At 52.4% G+C, this 17,989-nt stretch carries 20 protein-coding genes and 1 pseudogene; 10 read left to right on the top strand and 11 right to left on the bottom strand.

Annotated elements, in window-relative coordinates:
* Positions 1-90: 90 nt before the first annotated feature.
* From ACT3TR_RS06385 to ACT3TR_RS06425, 9 genes are all read right to left on the bottom strand, one after another.
* Entirely contained in the window at positions 91-732 is a 642-nt protein-coding gene (locus ACT3TR_RS06385; protein ID WP_444624956.1) for a hypothetical protein, read from the bottom strand.
* An 85-nt stretch (positions 733-817) separates the two neighbouring features.
* Positions 818-1,210, bottom strand: coding sequence for a DUF1413 domain-containing protein (locus ACT3TR_RS06390; RefSeq protein WP_444624955.1), 393 nt, complete (start codon positions 1,208-1,210; stop codon positions 818-820).
* A gap of 131 nt (positions 1,211-1,341) precedes the next feature.
* Entirely contained in the window at positions 1,342-2,043 is a 702-nt protein-coding gene (locus ACT3TR_RS06395; RefSeq protein WP_444624954.1) for a hypothetical protein, read from the bottom strand.
* Between the two features lie 88 nt (positions 2,044-2,131).
* The gene (locus tag ACT3TR_RS06400) at positions 2,132-2,695 is read right to left on the bottom strand and encodes a hypothetical protein (RefSeq protein ID WP_444624953.1); all 564 of its coding nucleotides are present in this window, start codon (positions 2,693-2,695) and stop codon (positions 2,132-2,134) included.
* Positions 2,696-2,799: 104 nt separating this feature from the next.
* Positions 2,800-3,414, bottom strand: coding sequence for a hypothetical protein (locus tag ACT3TR_RS06405; RefSeq protein WP_444624952.1), 615 nt, complete (start codon positions 3,412-3,414; stop codon positions 2,800-2,802).
* Between the two features lie 95 nt (positions 3,415-3,509).
* Positions 3,510-4,031, bottom strand: coding sequence for a hypothetical protein (locus ACT3TR_RS06410; protein ID WP_444624951.1), 522 nt, complete (start codon positions 4,029-4,031; stop codon positions 3,510-3,512).
* 347 nt (positions 4,032-4,378) lie between these two features.
* On the bottom strand, positions 4,379-5,650 hold the full coding sequence (gene gabT / locus ACT3TR_RS06415; RefSeq protein WP_444624950.1) for a 4-aminobutyrate--2-oxoglutarate transaminase: 1,272 nt from the start codon (positions 5,648-5,650) through the stop codon (positions 4,379-4,381).
* A 10-nt stretch (positions 5,651-5,660) separates the two neighbouring features.
* Complete coding sequence (locus ACT3TR_RS06420; protein WP_444624949.1) at positions 5,661-7,112, bottom strand: NAD-dependent succinate-semialdehyde dehydrogenase; 1,452 nt, start codon at positions 7,110-7,112, stop codon at positions 5,661-5,663.
* A gap of 29 nt (positions 7,113-7,141) precedes the next feature.
* Complete coding sequence (locus tag ACT3TR_RS06425; RefSeq protein ID WP_444624948.1) at positions 7,142-8,557, bottom strand: APC family permease; 1,416 nt, start codon at positions 8,555-8,557, stop codon at positions 7,142-7,144.
* 275 nt (positions 8,558-8,832) lie between these two features.
* Here ACT3TR_RS06425 and ACT3TR_RS06430 point away from each other — a divergent pair, with 275 nt between their 5' ends.
* The 4 genes and pseudogenes from ACT3TR_RS06430 to ACT3TR_RS06445 all read left to right on the top strand — a co-directional run.
* Positions 8,833-10,251 (top strand): aminotransferase-like domain-containing protein, encoded by a 1,419-nt coding sequence (locus tag ACT3TR_RS06430; protein ID WP_444624947.1) that lies wholly within the window; start codon positions 8,833-8,835, stop codon positions 10,249-10,251.
* A 79-nt stretch (positions 10,252-10,330) separates the two neighbouring features.
* Complete coding sequence (locus tag ACT3TR_RS06435) at positions 10,331-11,011, top strand: transglycosylase SLT domain-containing protein (protein WP_444624946.1); 681 nt, start codon at positions 10,331-10,333, stop codon at positions 11,009-11,011.
* A gap of 11 nt (positions 11,012-11,022) precedes the next feature.
* On the top strand, positions 11,023-11,763 hold the full coding sequence (locus ACT3TR_RS06440) for a TSUP family transporter (protein WP_444624945.1): 741 nt from the start codon (positions 11,023-11,025) through the stop codon (positions 11,761-11,763).
* Between the two features lie 15 nt (positions 11,764-11,778).
* Positions 11,779-11,922 (top strand): annotated as a pseudogene (locus ACT3TR_RS06445) (M24 family metallopeptidase); the annotation flags it as partial.
* Between the two features lie 35 nt (positions 11,923-11,957).
* Here ACT3TR_RS06445 and ACT3TR_RS06450 read toward each other — a convergent pair.
* Positions 11,958-12,341, bottom strand: coding sequence for a winged helix-turn-helix transcriptional regulator (locus ACT3TR_RS06450; protein ID WP_444624944.1), 384 nt, complete (start codon positions 12,339-12,341; stop codon positions 11,958-11,960).
* Positions 12,342-12,494: 153 nt separating this feature from the next.
* On the opposite strand from ACT3TR_RS06450, the gene ACT3TR_RS06455 reads away from it, so the two are divergent.
* Both ACT3TR_RS06455 and ACT3TR_RS06460 read left to right on the top strand, forming a co-directional pair.
* A complete protein-coding gene (locus ACT3TR_RS06455) occupies positions 12,495-12,962 on the top strand; it encodes a nuclear transport factor 2 family protein (protein ID WP_441685919.1) in 468 nt (155 codons plus the stop codon).
* Between the two features lie 128 nt (positions 12,963-13,090).
* Positions 13,091-13,408: a hypothetical protein gene (locus tag ACT3TR_RS06460; protein WP_444624943.1), complete on the top strand. Its 318-nt coding sequence runs from the start codon at positions 13,091-13,093 to the stop codon at positions 13,406-13,408.
* On the opposite strand, the gene ACT3TR_RS06465 is transcribed toward ACT3TR_RS06460, so the two are convergent.
* Positions 13,405-13,881 carry an NYN domain-containing protein gene (locus tag ACT3TR_RS06465; RefSeq protein WP_444624942.1) on the bottom strand — a complete coding sequence of 159 codons (477 nt, stop codon included), beginning with the start codon at positions 13,879-13,881 and terminating at the stop codon, positions 13,405-13,407. The genes ACT3TR_RS06460 and ACT3TR_RS06465 overlap by 4 nt on opposite strands.
* Positions 13,882-14,173: 292 nt before the next feature.
* Between ACT3TR_RS06465 and ACT3TR_RS06470 the strand changes: the two genes are divergently transcribed.
* The 4 genes from ACT3TR_RS06470 to ACT3TR_RS06485 all read left to right on the top strand — a co-directional run bounded on the left by ACT3TR_RS06470 (position 14,174) and on the right by ACT3TR_RS06485 (position 17,908).
* Positions 14,174-14,545 (top strand): hypothetical protein, encoded by a 372-nt coding sequence (locus tag ACT3TR_RS06470; protein ID WP_444624941.1) that lies wholly within the window; start codon positions 14,174-14,176, stop codon positions 14,543-14,545.
* 155 nt (positions 14,546-14,700) lie between these two features.
* Complete coding sequence (locus ACT3TR_RS06475) at positions 14,701-16,092, top strand: YfcC family protein (protein ID WP_444624940.1); 1,392 nt, start codon at positions 14,701-14,703, stop codon at positions 16,090-16,092.
* A 100-nt stretch (positions 16,093-16,192) separates the two neighbouring features.
* The gene (locus tag ACT3TR_RS06480; protein ID WP_444624939.1) at positions 16,193-17,311 is read left to right on the top strand and encodes an alkene reductase; all 1,119 of its coding nucleotides are present in this window, start codon (positions 16,193-16,195) and stop codon (positions 17,309-17,311) included.
* A gap of 129 nt (positions 17,312-17,440) precedes the next feature.
* Positions 17,441-17,908: a TspO/MBR family protein gene (locus ACT3TR_RS06485; protein WP_444624938.1), complete on the top strand. Its 468-nt coding sequence runs from the start codon at positions 17,441-17,443 to the stop codon at positions 17,906-17,908.
* Positions 17,909-17,989 lie beyond the last annotated feature (81 nt).

The following is a 17,989-nucleotide window of genomic DNA, read 5'->3' on the forward strand; positions in this document are numbered from 1 at the left end:
TGCTTTGCTAAACGGCTAAATTTGATGGCAGTTTTTTTGCGTTTTCTTGCAAAAAAGATGACAGCATATTTTGTCCGTTTGAGCTTCTGGTTATCGGTTTTTCTCCGAGTATTGCTTGAGCCAGTTATTACAACTTCTATAAAAGGCATTATATTTTTCTACTACCGATGAAAGTGTCACATTATGAAATACTGGTTCCTTGTTCAAATTGTCGTAACCCAAAGCTAATGCATGAATACACGGCTCGTCCGAACCCCATAAGGTATGATTTGAGTTGATAAAAGAGTGCTTAAACGCATTAGATATATCATTTAGCTTTGTCATTAATCCAATATGGTCTTTAAATGCTTCATGGCGAGCGTCGTCGTTTTGGTGAATTACGCTTGCTAAACAATTAATTTTTATTTTTCTTGGGTACTCACCATCCTCTTCGTATTTAGAAAGACACCAAATCAATGAAATTAACTCATCGGCAGCACGGCGGAGCATATAAATTGCTTCTTCGTTTGCAAAAACATGACATTCGTATGCCCCTATTGGAATCATACCCCCTGTTTTACATGCTTCCCAGAACTTATAACTGTCGGCAATTTTTCGATTTGCTTCATCCAGCCGTTGCACAATTTTCATATACTTTAGTTGGAAATTGCCATAAGGATTATCAGGTGGCAACCAAAAGCTAAGGGAAGCATGATATGCATCATCTGGTTTCTTACCATTTTCTATAAACATGCATTCACCCTACTTTTTACCGATAACGCGGAGCGAAGCGGAGAAAAGACCGTCCGAGTGACGCGTATTGTTATGTGTGGTCTAGCTACAGAACAACATACTGCTGTTCGTTATTACTTTTCTTGTGGCCAACAGACAATGTAGGGAAGTCACCCGCTACCACCATCTCTCGAAACTGCTTACCAAAAATACGCTTTGTGGCATCTGTAAAGCTCTCCCAGGTACCCTCACCAACGAGACGCTTTAAGCTAATTTCTGACCCCCTGTTGAGTTTCAATGATTTTTTCCTTATGTCATCAAGTACTGATTGGGAGACATGCGATATTATTTTGTCGGTGTCACTAATCACAGTTTCACCTGTGGCTTCCTCAAGCAACATCTCAACCAGATCTTGCCTTGTTACACCTTGCCCCGAGGCGATAACATTTAATTTATCAAGGGTTTCTTGATGCAACCTTACAGTCATAGGCTTTTTCATCATCATAACTCCATATCAGATTCAGATATGGATTATATAGATCAGATTCTGATATGCAACCCTTTGTAGCTACACATAAAACGCCTAGCTCACTGGAAAACAGGAGCGCAACGAGTGTTTTACCGGTGCAGCTATTTATTAAGTTTTTTATACCAATACTCTGGTGGCTTTGTGAGAATATCATCTTTAAGCAACTTCTCATTTAATGTGTCGATCTTTTGGTCCACTAAACACTTTACATGCGAAACCAAAGAGATAAACTCTTCCGTACTTTCAAGTGAGTATGAATCGGGCTGACCTAGTTCTCTCGTAACAAACGGAACCGCGCCTCTGCGTCTTTTACTATCAAGAGCCATTACGACGTGTACTCTTTCAATTCGCTTTGCGCCACTGTGGGCTGCAAAATTATGTCTTGTTTCCATGATGGAGTCGTGATGCTTTTGGAACTCTTCGGACAAATTTTTCTTTTCTAACTTGATTCGTCTTCCTTCACAAGTTGCGAAGCATTTTGAATAAAATGTTAGAGATGCGACAAACAAGCCTTTTATCAAGTTATATCTAGCTCTATCATGCGCCGTTTTCTGTGACCCTTTTTTACCTGCTGTCACTTTGTCGCTAGACAATAGATCCTTTATCTCATTGAGCCAAATTAATATGCTTCGAAGATCTTTTTCGATCAAGGTGTAAGCACCCAAAGCCTTTGCTTTGGGTGTATCTATTACAATCCTATACGCTTTGACGCGTTTATAGTAATAGTTATTATAAAATTCCTTGGCTTCAGGATCAAGTACAGTAAACTTTGACCATCCTCCACCCAAGTCATCAGTTTTCATCTGCTCTCTCTCTAAACTTAACGCTTTGCTCACCGGAAGATGACGAGCGCCAGCGAGTTATTTTTCCGATGCAGCAACTTGTTAGGCATTATCGCCACCTTGGAAAAGCCAACTTTCCGCGCCTAGCTTTAGGGAACCCATAGCTTGGAGCGAAATCGTTATACCAGAGGACTTGCTCACGACAATGCTCAATAAACTTTGAATCATTCCAAATCTTAATCATGTCTTTCTTGCTTAGTCGCTGGCTGGCGTCCTCTTTGTGAACATCAGAAAATACACGCCCTGTATACGGGTTCAGTTTAGGCCATTCTCTGGTCTTGCTTTTGTAATGTCCATGCGGTACTGATGGGTAGCAATCTGCGTCACCAAGAGTGAACATCCATTGATTCATCATTAGTAGTTCCAGCCAAGGTGGAACATCAGTCCTGTGTTCGCCTGTAGCGCTCGATAGTCCCTCGTCGCTGCGATTTTCTTCAGAACTGTCTTCCGAAAGCGGCTCATGATGTTCATGACTCGCTACTCTCGGATCAGGAATACGACCGCTGGGATCTTCTAACCAATCAGCAATTTCATGCCGCTCTGTGTATTCGAAGTATCCAATCAGACCAGCCATCAAGCTCATGTCTGAAAGTAATCTAATGTATTGCGGCATATGGATCCCTGGTTCGATTGAATTGCCTAACGCTTGTATAAGCGGCGCCCTATCAAGGGCGTCGGGTGGAGGCCCGAAAGGCCGGAACGACCTTCATACACTTGTTAGGCGCCACCATCGTCGCCTCGATTATCTTGATGCTGAACCACTAACTGGAGTTGCTTCTTTATGGCTCGAAGCTCGTTCCTTATCTCGTGAACAGTTGTAGTATTTGGACCCTTTAGCGCATCTACGATCGCTTGGTTAGCGCTTGTACGCGTAGGCATACCTTTCAAGTGCTCTACCCCGAGAACTAACGTTTCGCTGCCGTTTCTAAGAAAGCCAACTGGGCTCCGGTACTTATATGAAATTTTGACTGGCAGCCCTGCTCCAAGCTTACTTTCAAGGCCCGCATATTGGCCTCCATTGAACACATATCGCTGCCCAGCAGATACCGATGGAAAACCGGTTTTCGGCACGAGCGCGCCATCTCCATCCGGCCTCTCGATGCCAAAGCAACCGATAGGTAAAGGTTCTGAGAACGCTACGCCAATTGCGCTACCTCCGCCGATGTTTTCAATTACTAAGTCAATTAGCGAAGGCACGTCAGGATTAGGCTGATAGTAAGCTAACAACTGAGGCTGAGAACCGCGCAGAAGAGCCAGATAAGCTATCCAAACAGCTAAAAGTGTTGCGAGCGGGCTGACAATGTAGGCAATGACCTGAGCTAATAGAGACACGGCAAACCTCTCTGATTTTTATTTTTTGCGCATAACGCCCAGCGAAGGGGCAAATTTGGAGCGCAGCGAAAAATTTGTCCCGCTTGCGCTGTTTGTTATGTGCTCTCATTCTTTGAGCTAGGAAACTCTTGGACTTCAAAGGGTTTAGAACACGTTTCATTCCATAGCTGATCTTGAACTGAAGCCATTATTTCACGGCTTACAGAGTCCTCTAGCATTTCATTTAATACATCATCGGGAATTAAAACTTTGTGTGAGTGTCCTGGCTCGATTGATATCGGACAGCCATCATCAACCTTATATAAGGATAAATTTGAGTGGACCCATCCATAAGTAGAAAACCAACGCCTATGTTTTATTGATTCCAAAATGACTTTAAAAATATTTGTTTTTCTCCACGGGTGGAGAATCGACAACCCGGATATATGAACAACCTGAGTTGAGGGGTTTTGAATGAAAACATATACGCCAGTTTTAATATCGTCTTCTTCACCTTCGATCCCATAGATCAGCTTTACGGCTACTTTTCTCCTAGACTTTAATACATTCCAGAGAAAGACAAAGCTCGAAAGGACCGCTCCATAAATTGCCAAAAATTCAGTTAACTTTAGATCCAATATCTGCTCCTAACTCTCAACTCCGATGGGCACATAACAGGTATTAGACAGCGCGTCCTATGATTGGATAAACGCGCCGACATTATTGTCTGAAAAATGCAGTCGGCCATATCCTTCCAAACCTTTGATTTTTATATTTATTAATTTTTATTAGGCTGCATATACAAAACTCGCGCTTCTGCTGCATGTGTCGGCACATCAATTACCATACCAAATCCAGCTTAGCACAGAGTGCTTAGGGCGACTGATTATCTTAGGTCTAGGCTTTCAATGCCTAAAAAAAACCGCCCATCGCCAGCAGCTTTCGCTGTTTGACGATGGCGGGTTAGGTGGTGCTTAGAAAGGTATCAGCTAAGCGCTTCCAAAGACTGCTCAATAATACTCAAGCCCTCTTCCAACACTGCAGAAGAAACCGTCAGCGGCACCAAAATGCGGATGCTGTTGCCGTAGAAGCCGCAGGAGAGCAGGATTAACCCTTTCTCGCGGGCTTTGGCACATAGCGCGCCGGTCATCTGAGTATCTGGCTTGCCGTCGCTGTTGAGCAGTTCAAACGCGGCCATGGCGCCTAGCTGGCGGCCGTGGGCCACCGCGGGGAAGCGTTCTTCCCATACGGCGAAACGCTCGGCCAGCATCTTGCCCATCTGCTCGCTGCGGGCCAGGATGTTTTCCTCTTCGATCACCTCGATCACCGCCAGTGCTGCCGCGCAGGAGAGCGGGTTGCCGCTGTAGGTGCCGCCCAGGGAGTTGGGGCCCGAGGCGTCCATTACCTTGGCGCTACCTACGACGGCAGAGAGCGGCATGCCGTTGGCTAGGCTCTTGGCGGTGGTAAGGATATCCGCCTCCACACCGCTGTGTTCGAGCGCAAACAGCTTGCCGGTGCGCGCAAAGCCGGACTGTACTTCGTCGGCGATTAGCAGAATGCCGTGCTCGTCACACAGCGCGCGCAGCGCTTTCAGGTAGGCCGGTGAGGCGATGTAGAAACCGCCTTCGCCCTGTACCGGTTCAATCACGATGGCCGCCGTGCGGTGCGGGGCGATATCTGTTTTGAACAGCGTGCGAATGGCATTGAGCGAGGCTTCTTCGCTGATGCCATGCAGCGGGTTAGGGAACGGCGCGCGGAACACGTCGCCGGGCATGGGGCCAAAGTCATTCTTGTAGGGCAGTACTTTGCCGGTCATCGCCAACGTCATCATGGTGCGGCCGTGGAAGGCGCCGTCGAAGGTGATAATGCCGGTGCGCCCAGTGGCGGCACGGGCAATTTTGACGGCGTTTTCCAGCGCTTCGGCGCCGGTGTTCACTAGCATCGCCTTGCGCTCAGGGCCGCGCACCGGGGTCAGTTCGCAAAGCTTTTGGCACAGCTGCACGTAAGGGGCGTAGGAGATCACCGCCGCGCTGGTGTGCATCACTTTCTTAAGCTGCGCCTCTACCGCTGCGACGATTTTCGGGTGGCGGTGGCCCAGGTTGAGCACGCCAATGCCGCCCGCGAAATCGATCCAGCGATTGCCGTCGGCGTCCCACAGTTCTGCGTTTTCAGCATATTCGGCAAACTGGGTCGTCGGCGTCGCGGCACCGTTGGCAACAAAGCGGTTTTTCAGCTCGTTCAGTTCTTGGTTGGTCATCTTCATTCCTTTATAAACCGCCGACGCAGACGTATTTCAATTCAGTAAACTCATCTAATCCATGGTGTGAGCCTTCGCGGCCCAGCCCTGATTCTTTCACGCCGCCAAACGGCGCAAGCTCTGTGGAGATCAATCCTTCATTCACACCCACCATGCCGTACTCCAGCTGCTCCATGGTGTGCCAGATACGGCGGTAGTCGGTGGCATAGAAATAAGCGGCTAGGCCGAACGGCGTGTCATTGGCCATCTGGATAGCGTCTTCGTCGCGCGTAAAGCGGAACACTGGCGCCACGGGGCCAAACGTTTCTTCATCGGCCACCGCCATTTTAGTGGTGACATCCGCCAGCACCGTGGGCGTAAAGAAGCGCTCCCCCGCTGCGTGAGGCTTGCCACCGCAAAGTACGCGCGCGCCGTGGCTGACGGCGTCATCAATATGACGCTGCACTTTGTCTACGGCTGCTTGGTTAATCAGCGGACCGATAATGCTGCCGTCGGCCAAGCCATCGCCCACCTTCAGGGCATTAACACGTTCGGTCAGCTTGCTGACGAAGGCGTCGTAAACACCGTCCTGAACCAAAAAGCGGTTGGTACATACGCAGGTTTGCCCAGCGTTGCGGAATTTTGAGGCAATGGCACCGTCAACGGCGGCGTCAATATCGGCGTCGTCAAAGACGATAAACGGGGCGTTGCCGCCCAGTTCCATAGCGGTTTTCTTTACGGTGCTGGCACACTGGGCCAGCAGGCGCTTGCCCACCGGCGTGGAGCCGGTGAACGAGACCTTGCGCACCCGCGGGTCGGTCGTTAGCACTTCGCCTATCGCTACCGGTTTAGAGGCAGTGATGACGTTGATAGTGCCCGTGGGCAAGCCCGCTTCCAGCGCCAGATAGGCAGCGGCAAGCGCGGTTAAGGGCGTGGCTTCTGCCGGCTTAATCACCACGGTGCAGCCTGCGGCCAAGGCAGGCGCGCACTTGCGGGTGATCATCGCCAGCGGGAAGTTCCACGGGGTGATCGCGGCGACCACGCCGACTGGCTCGCGCAGTACTAGCAGGCGCTTATCGGCACCGTGGCTGGGCAGTGTTTCGCCCGCCATGCGCTTGGCTTCTTCAGCAAAGAACTCAATAAACGAGGCGCCATAAATCACTTCGCCTTTGGCTTCTGCCAGCGGCTTGCCCTGCTCTAAGGTCATCAGCCGCGCTAGATCATCCGCATGTTCAATGATCAGTTCAAACCAGCGGCGCAGTAGTGCCGAGCGCTGCTTGACCGGCGTGGCGCGCCAGCCAGCGCCTGCGCTGTAGGCGGCTTCCACCGCGTCGCGGGTATCATCCGCGCCCATGTCAGCCACGCGGGCAATGGTTTCGCCGGTGGCGGGATTATCGACGGCAAAGGTTTGCTGGCCGATGCGCCACTCACTGCCAATCAGGCTAGGAACGGCATCGTGCAACCACTGTTTTATAAAACTCATAGCATGCTCCTTAAAATATCAGGCATAACTTACATCGTTGCCTTCATGTGCTGGTCGCTGAAGTCGCGGCCATAGGTGCGCAGTGCATGGATATAGAGCGCCAGGCCTAATACAGCCCAGCCGGCAAAAATGCTCCACTCGGCACCGCTTAGCGCCGCCGGACTGCCCGGCAGGTAAAGACACGCCATGCCAAAGGCAAGAATGACGGCGAAGATGCCGCATAGTTTGCCGTTACTCACCTTGAAGGGGCGCGGCATATCCGGTTCGCGTACGCGCAGCACCACAAACGAAATGGCGACAAACAAATAAGCGATCACGATGCCAAAACCACCGGCGTTAACGATCCACACCAGCGCAGGGCGGCCAAAAAACGGCGCGATGCAGGAGAGAAACCCCATCATGAAGATGGCGTTGGTAGGCGTTCTGTAGCGTGGGTGAAGCTTGGCAAACGGCGCCGGCAGCATACCCGCTTTAGCAAGCGCATAAATGGCACGCGAGCCGCCAATGTAAAAGGCATTCCAGCTGGTGATAATGCCTGCAATGCCCGCCACCACCATGAGATTACTTGCCCAGGCAGCGTTGAACAGTGAGCCCATGGCGTCCGGCACGCTGAGCGTGCTGGCGCCTAGTTCGTCGCTATTGAGCGCCAAACTCGTGGCCAAAATAATCAGCGCGTACCACACCACGGCCAAAATGACTGACAGCATCAGCACGTTGCCAATGGCTTTATAGGGCAGATTAATCTCTTCCGCCGCTTGAGGAATAACGTCAAAGCCCACAAACAGAAACGGCACCATGACCAGCACGGCGACGATGCCTGCGAAGACGCCGGTGTCGGCCTGAGTAAAGAGCGGCAGCATATTGATCGTTTCGCCTTCAAACAGCGAACCGGTCACAAACATCACCCCCACCACCAGAATCAACCCGGTAACGACCTTTTGCAGTAGCGCAGCGGTCGTAACGCCGAAGTAGTTAATCACCATCATCGCAAGCGAGCCGCCCACGCCAACGGCGACCCAGGTCGCTTTAACTTCCCATCCTGCAATTGTCCAAAGATGACCGACCGCGTAGTTAGGCGCTAAGTGCTCAATCACCGTAGGTAGTGCGACGGCTTCAAACGCAACTACGCTCAAGTAGCCTAAAATAATCGCCCAGGTACATAAAAACGAGGGCAGATGACCCAGCGCACGGTAGCTATAAACATGCTCACCGCCGACTTTGGGCATGGCAGAAGCAAGCTCTGCATAGGTAAGGCCAACTAATACAATGGCTAAGCCACCGATAATAAACGCTATAATGGCGCCTAAGCTGCCTGCCGATTGAATCGCGGTGCCCGTGAGTACAATCCAACCCCAACCGATCATGGCACCGAAGGCCAGCGCTAATACATCGCCACGGGCGAGTACTCGGACTAATCCGTCCTGCTCTGATGAAGGTGTGGTCATTGTCAGTGTCCTGTGAATTATTAGAGTGGGTTATTGGAATAGGTTATTAGATGTTGTGGTGGGCGCTCGGAGGCGCAGTATCCTGATCCTGTTTTCAAGGGACTTGCCTAACAGAATAGCAACACGCTAGCAGGCGGCGAGGAAAAGACGAACGCACCACTTTTGTGTTCGACTAGACCACTTCTTTTGCGCGCCAAAAGAGTGCGTAATATAGCTAATGCTTTCGTCTAAACACCCGGCGATAGCGGGCTAAGCGGGGAAAAGGAGGCGTTGACATGGAACGAAGGCAGGTCGTGCACCAGCTTGAACAACTTTATGCACTCCAACCCGAGCGGTTAAGCAAGCAAGTGCGTATTGAGCAGGCGTTACGCCAAGCCATTACTCAGCAATGGCCTTCTGGGCTGCGGCTGCCCTCCCATCGCCAGCTAGCGGAGGCTCTCGGCGTTTCCCGTCAAACGCTGGCGCTGGCGGTGCGCACGCTGCTGGAAGAAGCTTTGCTTAAAACGGCCCATGGGCAAGGCACCTGGACCTGCAGGCCCGTTACGGCGAGCGCGCCGCCCGCTGGCAATACACCGCTTTCTGTACGTGCCAGGCGAGTGCTGGATGGCCCCGGCGCCAGCATGATTCAAAGCGGCGCGTTTGTACCCGGCATACCCGACATTGCTCAGTTCCCGATGCGCAAGTGGCGACAGCTCTACTCAAGCGTAACGGTGCCGCAAAATGCCCTGCTGCTTTCCTACTCCACCGGTGGCTATGGCCCGCTAAAACGTGCGATACGCGATTTCCTAGCCCGCTGGCGCAATCTTAGCTGCGACATAGAGCAGATCATTATTACCGACGGCACCCATAACGGCATCGAGCTCTGCGCCATGGCGTTGGCCGATGTGGGCGACACTGTCGCCATGGAATCGCCCTGCTATTGGGGCGCGCGCAATGTGTTTACCGCGACAGGTTTAGAGATTCAGATGTTGGCGTGGCAGCCCGGCCAGGGGCACGCGCTGCCAGCGTCGCCTGGCCCTGTAAAGCTTGCCTATCTCACCGGTTCACACCACTACCCGCTCAGCGTGCCCACCAGCGCGGTCGACAAACAGCGTTTATGCGATGCCTTAACGCCGGCTTATATTATCGAAGATGATTACGAGTTTAATCGTGACGATCACGCTAACCTGCTCTTTGACCCGCAGTCTGAACGCCACTTGCTGGTCGGCTCATTTTCCAAGATGATGTTTCCAGGCCTTCGCCTAGGCTATTTAGTCGTACCGCGGCATTTAGCCGGGCCTATGAATCGCCTGCGTAGCGAGCTGTTTCGTGAAGGCCGCATGCTGGACCAGGCCGTACTAGCACAGTTTATATTTGATGGTGACTTAGATGCCTGGTGTCGGCGCATTCAGCGCGACTACTTAGGGCGCCAGCAGGTGCTGCATGATCAGCTTCGCTCACTGCCGCAGGTGCGCAGCGTTTCGCCACCCACCAGCGCTATCAGCTTATGCCTTGAGTTTGAGCCGCATATCAATGATGTGCTGATTGCCCAAACGCTGCTAAAAGAGCACTTGATTGTGCGCCCCTTAAGCCCGGTATGCGCGAAAGGCGACCTGCGTTCGGGGCTGGTCATGGGAGTAGGCATGCTGTCAGGAGAAACCCTGGTACGTGAAGCACAGCGGCTGCGCCGTTGTTTAGAGGCGCTGCTGCGCTAAGGACTGGCGTGTGCCTGTTAATGACAACAACCCGATTGATAAGAACGACTTTATCAGCACTTATCCACAAGGACTTTTCATGCGCTGCCCTGTTGATGGTTTCATTGCTCATCCCTCACCTGCCATTGCTAGGCTACGTTTGGGGGCGGTGCTAGGTTTTTTGTTGCTACTCTCTGGTTGCGCCACCTTCGCGCCCAGCCCGCCTGAGGATCAAAGCAATATCTGCGAAATATTCCGCGAACAGCCTAGCTGGTACGACTACGCGCAGGAATCAGAACAGCGCTGGGGAACGCCTATCGCGACCCAGATGTCGTTTATCCAGCAGGAATCGTCCTTTCGCAGCCATATTCGGCCTGACCGCAAATACTACCTAGGCTTTATCCCCGGACCGCGCCCCTCTTCTGCCAGAGGCTATGCCCAGGCCCAAGACCCGGTTTGGGAAGAGTATCAAGACCAAGCGGGCGGTTTGTTTGCCCGGCGTACGCATATGAAACACGCCACCGATTTTATTGGTTGGTATAACCGTCGTTCGCAGCAGCAGGCCGGCATCTCGCTCAATAATCCTGAACACCTCTATTACGCCTATCACGAAGGCGCTGGCGGCTATCAGCGCGGCAGCTATCGCGGCAAGCCACAAGTACTCCGCGCAGGCAGCCAAGTCGCGGCACGCGCTAATCGCTATCAGGCCCAGCTCAACGCCTGTGAAGCGGAATTTCAATGCCGCAAGTTTTATCAAGTCTGGCCGTTCTGCCGTAGCTGAGGAGCCTAACGATGACATTAGCTATTGGCGCGGCCTTCATTTGTGTCGTTTTTTTCACCTCAATGCTTTCTGGCATCTTCGGGATGGCAGGCGGCTTGGTACTCCTGTGGTTTCTGCTGCTGGTCTTTCCCGCAGGCACTGCGATGGCCGTGCACGGCGTCATACAGCTCACCGCTAATGCTTCACGCGCGTGGCTGTCGCGGCGCTTTATCGTCTGGCGCATCGTTGCCTTGATGACACTGGGCGTGCTGAGTGCCGCAGGCTTACTGCTGCTGTTCAGCTACAGCCCGAATGCCGCCACCGTCTCGCTGCTCATTGGTTTAATGCCTATTTTGGTATGGATGCCCAAGCGCTGGTTCCATTTGGACGCCAACCGTGCCAGCCACGCGGTGTGCTGTGGTATCGCCTCCGGCGGGCTGACGATTGCGGCAGGGGTTTCAGGGCCGCTGATTGATATTTTCTTTGTACGCTCTCACATGGATCGGCGACACGTCGTGGCCACTAAAGCGATGATTCAAGTCGTCGCCCACAGTATCAAAATCCTCTTTTACCTAGGCTCTGCCCTGGCGCTGAGCGCCGGTGAGTGGAGTATTATTCTGCTCGCCGCGCCGTTCGCTATTTTCGGCACTCACACGGGCAACCGCATTTTACATCGCCTGACCGATGCTAACTTCCGCACTTGGACCCGCTGGATCGTGACCGGCATTGGGGTTTTCTACTTCCTTCAGGGGGTATTCCTGCTCACCCACTAGCGTTGAGGCCCTCAATTTGAAGCCAATATGGTGTTCCACCTGCCGCTCTGCTTGCGGGTACCCGGCCAGTGGGGCGTCGGGTTAAGCGACACCATGGTGGTCACCGAACAAGGCGCCAAACCGCTGACCAATAACGACTGGCAGCTGTTCAGCCAATAACCTCAGTATGACTTCAAATACTTTCATGATGGGCATCAGGCCTGCCTTTGAGCGGCCTGATAGCGAAGACGCGCAGCCACAATGGTGCGGTGATGCGTATCGGCCCACGCCACCAGCTGTTGCATTGGCTCAAGAAAAGAATGGCCCAGCGGGGTGAGAGTATATTCCACCCGTGGAGGGACTTCAGCGTAGAGCGTCCGCGTGATAAAGCCATCCTGCTCCAACCTTTTGAGGGTTCGCGACAGCATTTGCTTTGAGATATCGCCAATCTCACGCATCAGGGCATTAAAGCGCAGCGTGCCGGGGGCCAGTGCTTCCAGAATCAGCAAGCTCCACTGATCGCCAATGCGGTCAAGTACGTCACGAATGGGGCATGGCTGTTCAAGAACGATCGCTTCGTTAGCGGTAATGGCAGTCATCACGGCTCCATGGATGGTTATGCAGTGGGCATATGGGTGTGACCTGGTCAGATAAATGTGACTTCTTGTGCGGCTATAAAAACTACTTTAAGTTTACCTCAAGGTCTACATTTTAGACCGCTTTTAGTATAGAAACTTAAGAGGAGTGTTTACATGTCATTACTGAAATCTTTGAGCGTTGCCACGTCGGTGCTGATGCTATCTTTACCCGCTGTATCTTTTGCGCAAGCCGAACGTGATCTCGAGACCGAGGAAGCAAACCGAACATTGGTCATCCAGTTCTATAACCAGTTCTTCAACGAGCATGAAACGGAGCAGAGCTCATTGGTGCTGGCGGAAGATTACATTCAACACAATCCGGACGTGCCGGATGGCAAGGCGCCTTTCGTGGATTACTTTGCAGGCTACTTTCAGGAAAACCCGGGCTACCAGAATGAAATCGTGCGCAGCGCGACCGATGGTGATCTAGTCTGGCTGCATGTTCACTCTACCAATGGTGATGAGGATCAGGGTGAGGCCGTTGTAGATATCTTCCGCGTTGAAAATGAAATGATTGTTGAGCACTGGGATGTTATCCAGTCTGTGCCGGAAGAAGCGGCCAACGACAACACTATGTTTTAAATTAAATAACGTCCCATTATTGGCCCGCATGGGCCTTTTTTATAAGACACAAAAACTACCGGCCGGTCGGTCGGTAGCTTTTGTGATATGTATGCGCCGCAGCGTTTGTGTTTACCGAACATTTTGGCATGACCCCGACCCATTTTAGCTACTTGTTCGCCGCCAATTCGGTTGGGCTGATTATCGGTGGCATGCTATCCAATGCGTTGTCTTCACGCGGTATGACGCCTACCGGGGTGACTTACATCGGGCTTGGACTACATGCCCTGGCGGGGGCGCTTTTATATCGGGCTGTCATGACGGATATGGTCACGTTTGAAATCTACGTGGCGTTGTTGGGGGTGGCGATAGGGGCGCTTGGCTTGGTGTTTGGTAATCTGACCGCGCTGACCATGAATGTAGGCGGGCCCAAGTCCAGTGTGGCCACCTGCGCTAACGTCAGCTAGCGCAGCAGCAGATCCCCTTCTATAGGGATAAACTCGCTCGCCTCGTTCATCAGCGAGGCGGCGGTCAGTTGAGGCACGCCATACACTTCCACTTTCTTGCCATGCACCGTGCGGATTTTATGGGCGAGCAAATCAAAATCGCCGTCGCCTGAGACTAGAACGATGACATCGACCTTTTCCGCGTACTCAATCGCATCGAGGGTAATACCGACGTCCCAGTCACCTTTGGCAGAGCCGTCTGCACGCTGAATAAACGGCTTGAGCTTCACCTCAAAACCAATCGCTTTGAGTATGTTTTGGAACTCGCGCTGTTTTTTGTCGCCTTTATTGATGGCATAGCAAAATGCAGCTACAACCTCTCTGTTAGCGGTAGCCTGTGCCCAGAATTTGTTGTAATCGAAGTTTTTTCGATACGCGTCACGCGTGGTGTAGTAGACGTTCTGTGTATCAACAAATATCGCAACTTTATGCATAAGGTAGCGCTTTCCTGGTAAGTAAGTCAGCAATCACTTAGCGCCCCAAGCGTATGCCATGTTCGCGGTACAACTCTGTAATGCAAATACTCGGCTCGGATTATTAAAGGGGAATGCGCCCTTTGTCGATCCGTCAGACACGAGGCCACTCAAGCGAATATACACAACTTTTGACAATAACTCGGCTTAGCGCTATCGTCACCACAAATGCAAATGAGAAACACTTTCTTTTTAAAGTTGGTTTTCCGGCCAGCAACACCATCGAAAGCCATAAGCGCGAGGGATCAGTGAGATGACGAGCGAGCAGCGGCAACTTCGCCAAACAGTCATGTTTTTGCGCACCTCTTTTGAAGCAGTTCAGCACTCTATTGCTGGCCGCCTAGAAGACCCGCTGCCCTGCTGGATGGATACCAGCATGCTTTCCATGCTGGCGCGGGAGCTCTCACGTTGTGGCCATCAGTCGCAACCACTATTTACCACGTCGATAACGGAACAGCTTTATCTAGCGTCACAACAGTGCGAACTGCTACTCAAGCAGTGCCCTGGCGTACTGAGCAGCGCTGTCTGCTATCGCCAGTTAGCCGCTATCAGGCTGTCGCTGTCGAATGCGTTACAGCACATTGATACGCCCACCAAACGCCGGTGGCTCTGGCAACGCCATTAACCAGCGCCGTCTATTGTTGGCATCCCATGCGTTTTTAACTGGAATCAACACCTTGGCAGTATACGTTTCCGCCCCCCCTTGATTTATCATGCGTCACGCTAAGTAAGACGCCAGTGAGCACTCACGCCACGACTCATCTCATCAAGGGTATTTCCATGGTTGAAAAAAATGCTGCGGCAGCGGCTTCTCGCTCGCCTAAAAAATGGTATCAGGCGGTTCCTGACCCCATGGTGCTTATCTTTCTTATCCTCGTGGCGACGTATTTACTGACGTTTATTATTCCCGCCGGCGAATTTGAGCGCGTCACGCAAAACGGCCGAACGATGGTGGTCCCCGGCTCATTTACCTATTTGGAAAATGTAGCCAACATCCCGCTGTTTAATATTTTTGTGGCCATTCCTGAAGGGCTTGTCTCTGCCTCACGCTACCTATTTATCGTATTCATCGCGGGCGGGCTCTTTCACATTCTGCAAAAAACCGGTGCATTAGAGAATGCCATTGGCGTAGCGGTTAACCGCGTAGGCGTTGAGCGACGTAACATCATCATCGTAGTCGGCACCTTTATTTACGGTTTTTTTGGCGTCGCCGTTGGCTTTGAAAACAACATTGCGTTAGTGCCTATTGCCATACTGATTGCCAGCGCGATTGGCTGCTCAAGCCTGGTGGGTGTCGCAATGGCCGTTGGTGGCATTGGCTTTGCGCTGTCGCCGATTAACCCGTATACCGTGGGCGTTGCCCAAGGTATCGCCGAGCTACCGACGTTCTCAGGCGCGTGGCTGCGTACGTTGCTGGTAGTGTCATCGCTGGGCCTGCTCTCGCTGTATATCTGCAAGCGCGTCGTCAACATGGAGTTTGACGAGCCTGATGATGCCGAGTCGCTTAGCAAACCGCTCAGCGAATATAGCCTGACCAAACGCGACGTTTTGACGATGGTCGTGTTTGTGGGTGGCTTGGTCGCCATGCTGGTAGGAGTCTTCACCCGCGGCTGGTACATCAATGAAATTGCCGGTGTTTTCCTGATTTTGGCGATCCTCATTGGGGCGATCAACGGCCTGTCTGCAAATGGCATCGTTAAACAGCTGATGGAAGGTGCCGCCAGCGTCACTGCCGGAGCGCTGGTGATTGGGGTGGCGGCGTCTATTCAGGTGATTCTTGAGCAAGCGTTAATTATCGACACCATTGTTAATGCGCTGAGTACGCTGATCGACGGCATTCCACCCGTATTTGCTGCCATTATGGCCAGCGTAGTGCAGGGCGTTATCAACCTGTTTATTCCTTCTGGTTCCGGCCAGGCGCTAGTCACCATGCCGATTCTTATTCCTGTCGCTGATCTCGTTGGCATGAGCCGCCAGTTGATGATTACTGCGTTTCAGGTTGGTGACGGCTTAACCAACCTCATTATTCCAACGTCAGGCGGTACGCTGGCCATGCTGGCACTCGGGCGCGTGTCTTACGCTCAGTGGCTAAAAGCGATCCTGCCCTTTATGGTGATGGTGTACGGTCTGGCGTGGGTTGCGCTGATCATCGGCCACTTGGTGGGTTATTAAGCACAGACAGTGTCAAAAAAGATTCGATTGGCGTTAACTAGTAAACTGGTCTATTCTGCGCCTTACTTGTTTATCATAGCGTCCCAAAGGAGCTTATTTGATGGCTTTCGAAACACTCTTTACGCCTATTCAGCTGGGCAGCCTGTCTCTTCCTAACCGCATTATCATGGCGCCGCTGACGCGTTCACGTACGCCGGACAGCGTGCCCGGCAAGATGCAGGAAGCTTACTACGGCCAACGCGCGGGCGCAGGGTTGATCATCAGCGAAGCCACCAATATCTCTCCCACCGCCCGTGGCTATGTTTATACGCCAGGCATATGGACCGATGCTCAGGAAGCCGGTTGGAAAGATGTCGTCAGTGCGGTGCACGCTAAAGGCGGCCGTATTGCGCTTCAGCTATGGCACGTTGGTCGTGTTTCACACGAAATGGTTCAACCGGACGGCCAGCAGCCCGTTGCGCCCAGCGCACTGAAAGGCGAAGGCGCCCAGTGCTTCGTCGAATTTGAAGACGGCACTGCGGGCCAGCACCCCACCAGCACACCCCGTGCGCTGGAAACCGATGAGATCTCGGGCATTGTCGACGACTACCGCCAAGCGGCTGAGCGCGCTAAGCGTGCTGGTTTCGATATGGTCGAAGTCCATGCAGCCAACGCCTACTTGCTGAATCAGTTCCTGGCGACCGGCTCTAACAAGCGTACCGACCAATACGGCGGCTCGCTGGAAAACCGTGCCCGTTTCCCGCTAGAAGTCGTCGACGCAGTGGTTGAGGTGTTTGGCGGTGATCGGGTGGGTATCCGCATGACGCCGTTTATCGAGCTCTTTGGCCTGACCGACGACGAGCCAGAAGCCATGGCGTTTTACATGGCCGAGCAGCTTTCCAAGCGCGGTCTTGCCTATCTGCACCTGAACGAACCCAACTGGGCCGGTGGCGATATCACCTTCCCTGACGGTTTCCGTGAGCAGATGCGCGAGCGCTTTAGTGGCAGCTTGATTTACTGCGGCAACTACGATGCCGAACGCGCCGAAGCTCGCATTGGTGAAAATACGACCGACGCCATTGCCTTTGGCCGCCCGTATATTGCCAACCCTGATCTGCCGGAACGCTTCCGCGTTAACGCACCGCTCACCCAGCCGAACCATGAAACGTTCTATGGCGGTGACGAGAAGGGTTACACCGACTACCCGTTTATGGATAACGGCTATGATCGTCGCAGCTAAGGTATGCGCTTAGCGCACGGCTAAAAGGCTATGCGAGAAAAGCACCGCTCACGCGGTGCTTTTTTTATGCCTACTCCTTTTCAAACGCTGGTAGGCTATTACTCTCTGCGCTAAAGGAGCAGCGTTAAAATGCTTGAATCACTGATTGTGTTACTGATTTCGATAGCGCTGGTAGGGTTGACGGCGAGTACAGGCGCACGCTTTCGACCTGACAGCTGGTATCGCGAACTGAATAAGCCTTCCTGGACACCGCCTGATATCGCGTTCCCGATCGCCTGGGGAATACTGTATCTATTGATGGCGATAGCCGCATGGCGACTGTATATGGCCGATGGGTCATCTTGGCGGACAGCGGGTTTAATCGTTTACGCACTACAGTTACTGGTTAATGCTGCGTGGTCTTGGCTGTTCTTTGGCCGTAAGCAGATTGTTGCCGCACTTGCCGATATCGTGGGGCTACTGAGTCTGATAACGGTCGCTATTGCGGTGTTTTCACAGGTAAGTACCCTAGCTGCATGGCTAATGGTGCCCTACTGGCTGTGGGTAGCCTTGGCGCTGGCACTCAATGCAACTATTTGGCGGCTGAATCAACGTTAATTGAATGAGCAAATATCACGAGATATTCCAGGGCGAGCGTCTCGATGCTGATCGAGTGCCCGCCACTGACGCTACTTAATC

Origin of the sequence: Halomonas sp. AOP12-B1-6 (genome assembly GCF_052379225.1) — a bacterium.
GTDB lineage: Bacteria > Pseudomonadota > Gammaproteobacteria > Pseudomonadales > Halomonadaceae > Vreelandella > Vreelandella casei.

Coding starts and splice junctions, on each gene's coding strand:
- ACT3TR_RS06385 (WP_444624956.1), bottom strand. CDS start 732: ATGTTTATAGAAAATGGTAAGAAACCAGATGATGCATATCATGCTTCC.
- ACT3TR_RS06390 (WP_444624955.1), bottom strand. CDS start 1,210: ATGAAAAAGCCTATGACTGTAAGGTTGCATCAAGAAACCCTTGATAAA.
- ACT3TR_RS06395 (WP_444624954.1), bottom strand. CDS start 2,043: ATGAAAACTGATGACTTGGGTGGAGGATGGTCAAAGTTTACTGTACTT.
- ACT3TR_RS06400 (WP_444624953.1), bottom strand. CDS start 2,695: ATGCCGCAATACATTAGATTACTTTCAGACATGAGCTTGATGGCTGGT.
- gabT (WP_444624950.1), bottom strand. CDS start 5,650: ATGACCAACCAAGAACTGAACGAGCTGAAAAACCGCTTTGTTGCCAAC.
- ACT3TR_RS06420 (WP_444624949.1), bottom strand. CDS start 7,112: ATGAGTTTTATAAAACAGTGGTTGCACGATGCCGTTCCTAGCCTGATT.
- ACT3TR_RS06425 (WP_444624948.1), bottom strand. CDS start 8,557: ATGACCACACCTTCATCAGAGCAGGACGGATTAGTCCGAGTACTCGCC.
- ACT3TR_RS06430 (WP_444624947.1), top strand. CDS start 8,833: ATGGAACGAAGGCAGGTCGTGCACCAGCTTGAACAACTTTATGCACTC.
- ACT3TR_RS06435 (WP_444624946.1), top strand. CDS start 10,331: ATGCGCTGCCCTGTTGATGGTTTCATTGCTCATCCCTCACCTGCCATT.
- ACT3TR_RS06440 (WP_444624945.1), top strand. CDS start 11,023: ATGACATTAGCTATTGGCGCGGCCTTCATTTGTGTCGTTTTTTTCACC.
- ACT3TR_RS06450 (WP_444624944.1), bottom strand. CDS start 12,341: ATGACTGCCATTACCGCTAACGAAGCGATCGTTCTTGAACAGCCATGC.
- ACT3TR_RS06455 (WP_441685919.1), top strand. CDS start 12,495: ATGTCATTACTGAAATCTTTGAGCGTTGCCACGTCGGTGCTGATGCTA.
- ACT3TR_RS06460 (WP_444624943.1), top strand. CDS start 13,091: ATGACCCCGACCCATTTTAGCTACTTGTTCGCCGCCAATTCGGTTGGG.
- ACT3TR_RS06465 (WP_444624942.1), bottom strand. CDS start 13,881: ATGCATAAAGTTGCGATATTTGTTGATACACAGAACGTCTACTACACC.
- ACT3TR_RS06470 (WP_444624941.1), top strand. CDS start 14,174: ATGACGAGCGAGCAGCGGCAACTTCGCCAAACAGTCATGTTTTTGCGC.
- ACT3TR_RS06475 (WP_444624940.1), top strand. CDS start 14,701: ATGGTTGAAAAAAATGCTGCGGCAGCGGCTTCTCGCTCGCCTAAAAAA.
- ACT3TR_RS06480 (WP_444624939.1), top strand. CDS start 16,193: ATGGCTTTCGAAACACTCTTTACGCCTATTCAGCTGGGCAGCCTGTCT.
- ACT3TR_RS06485 (WP_444624938.1), top strand. CDS start 17,441: ATGCTTGAATCACTGATTGTGTTACTGATTTCGATAGCGCTGGTAGGG.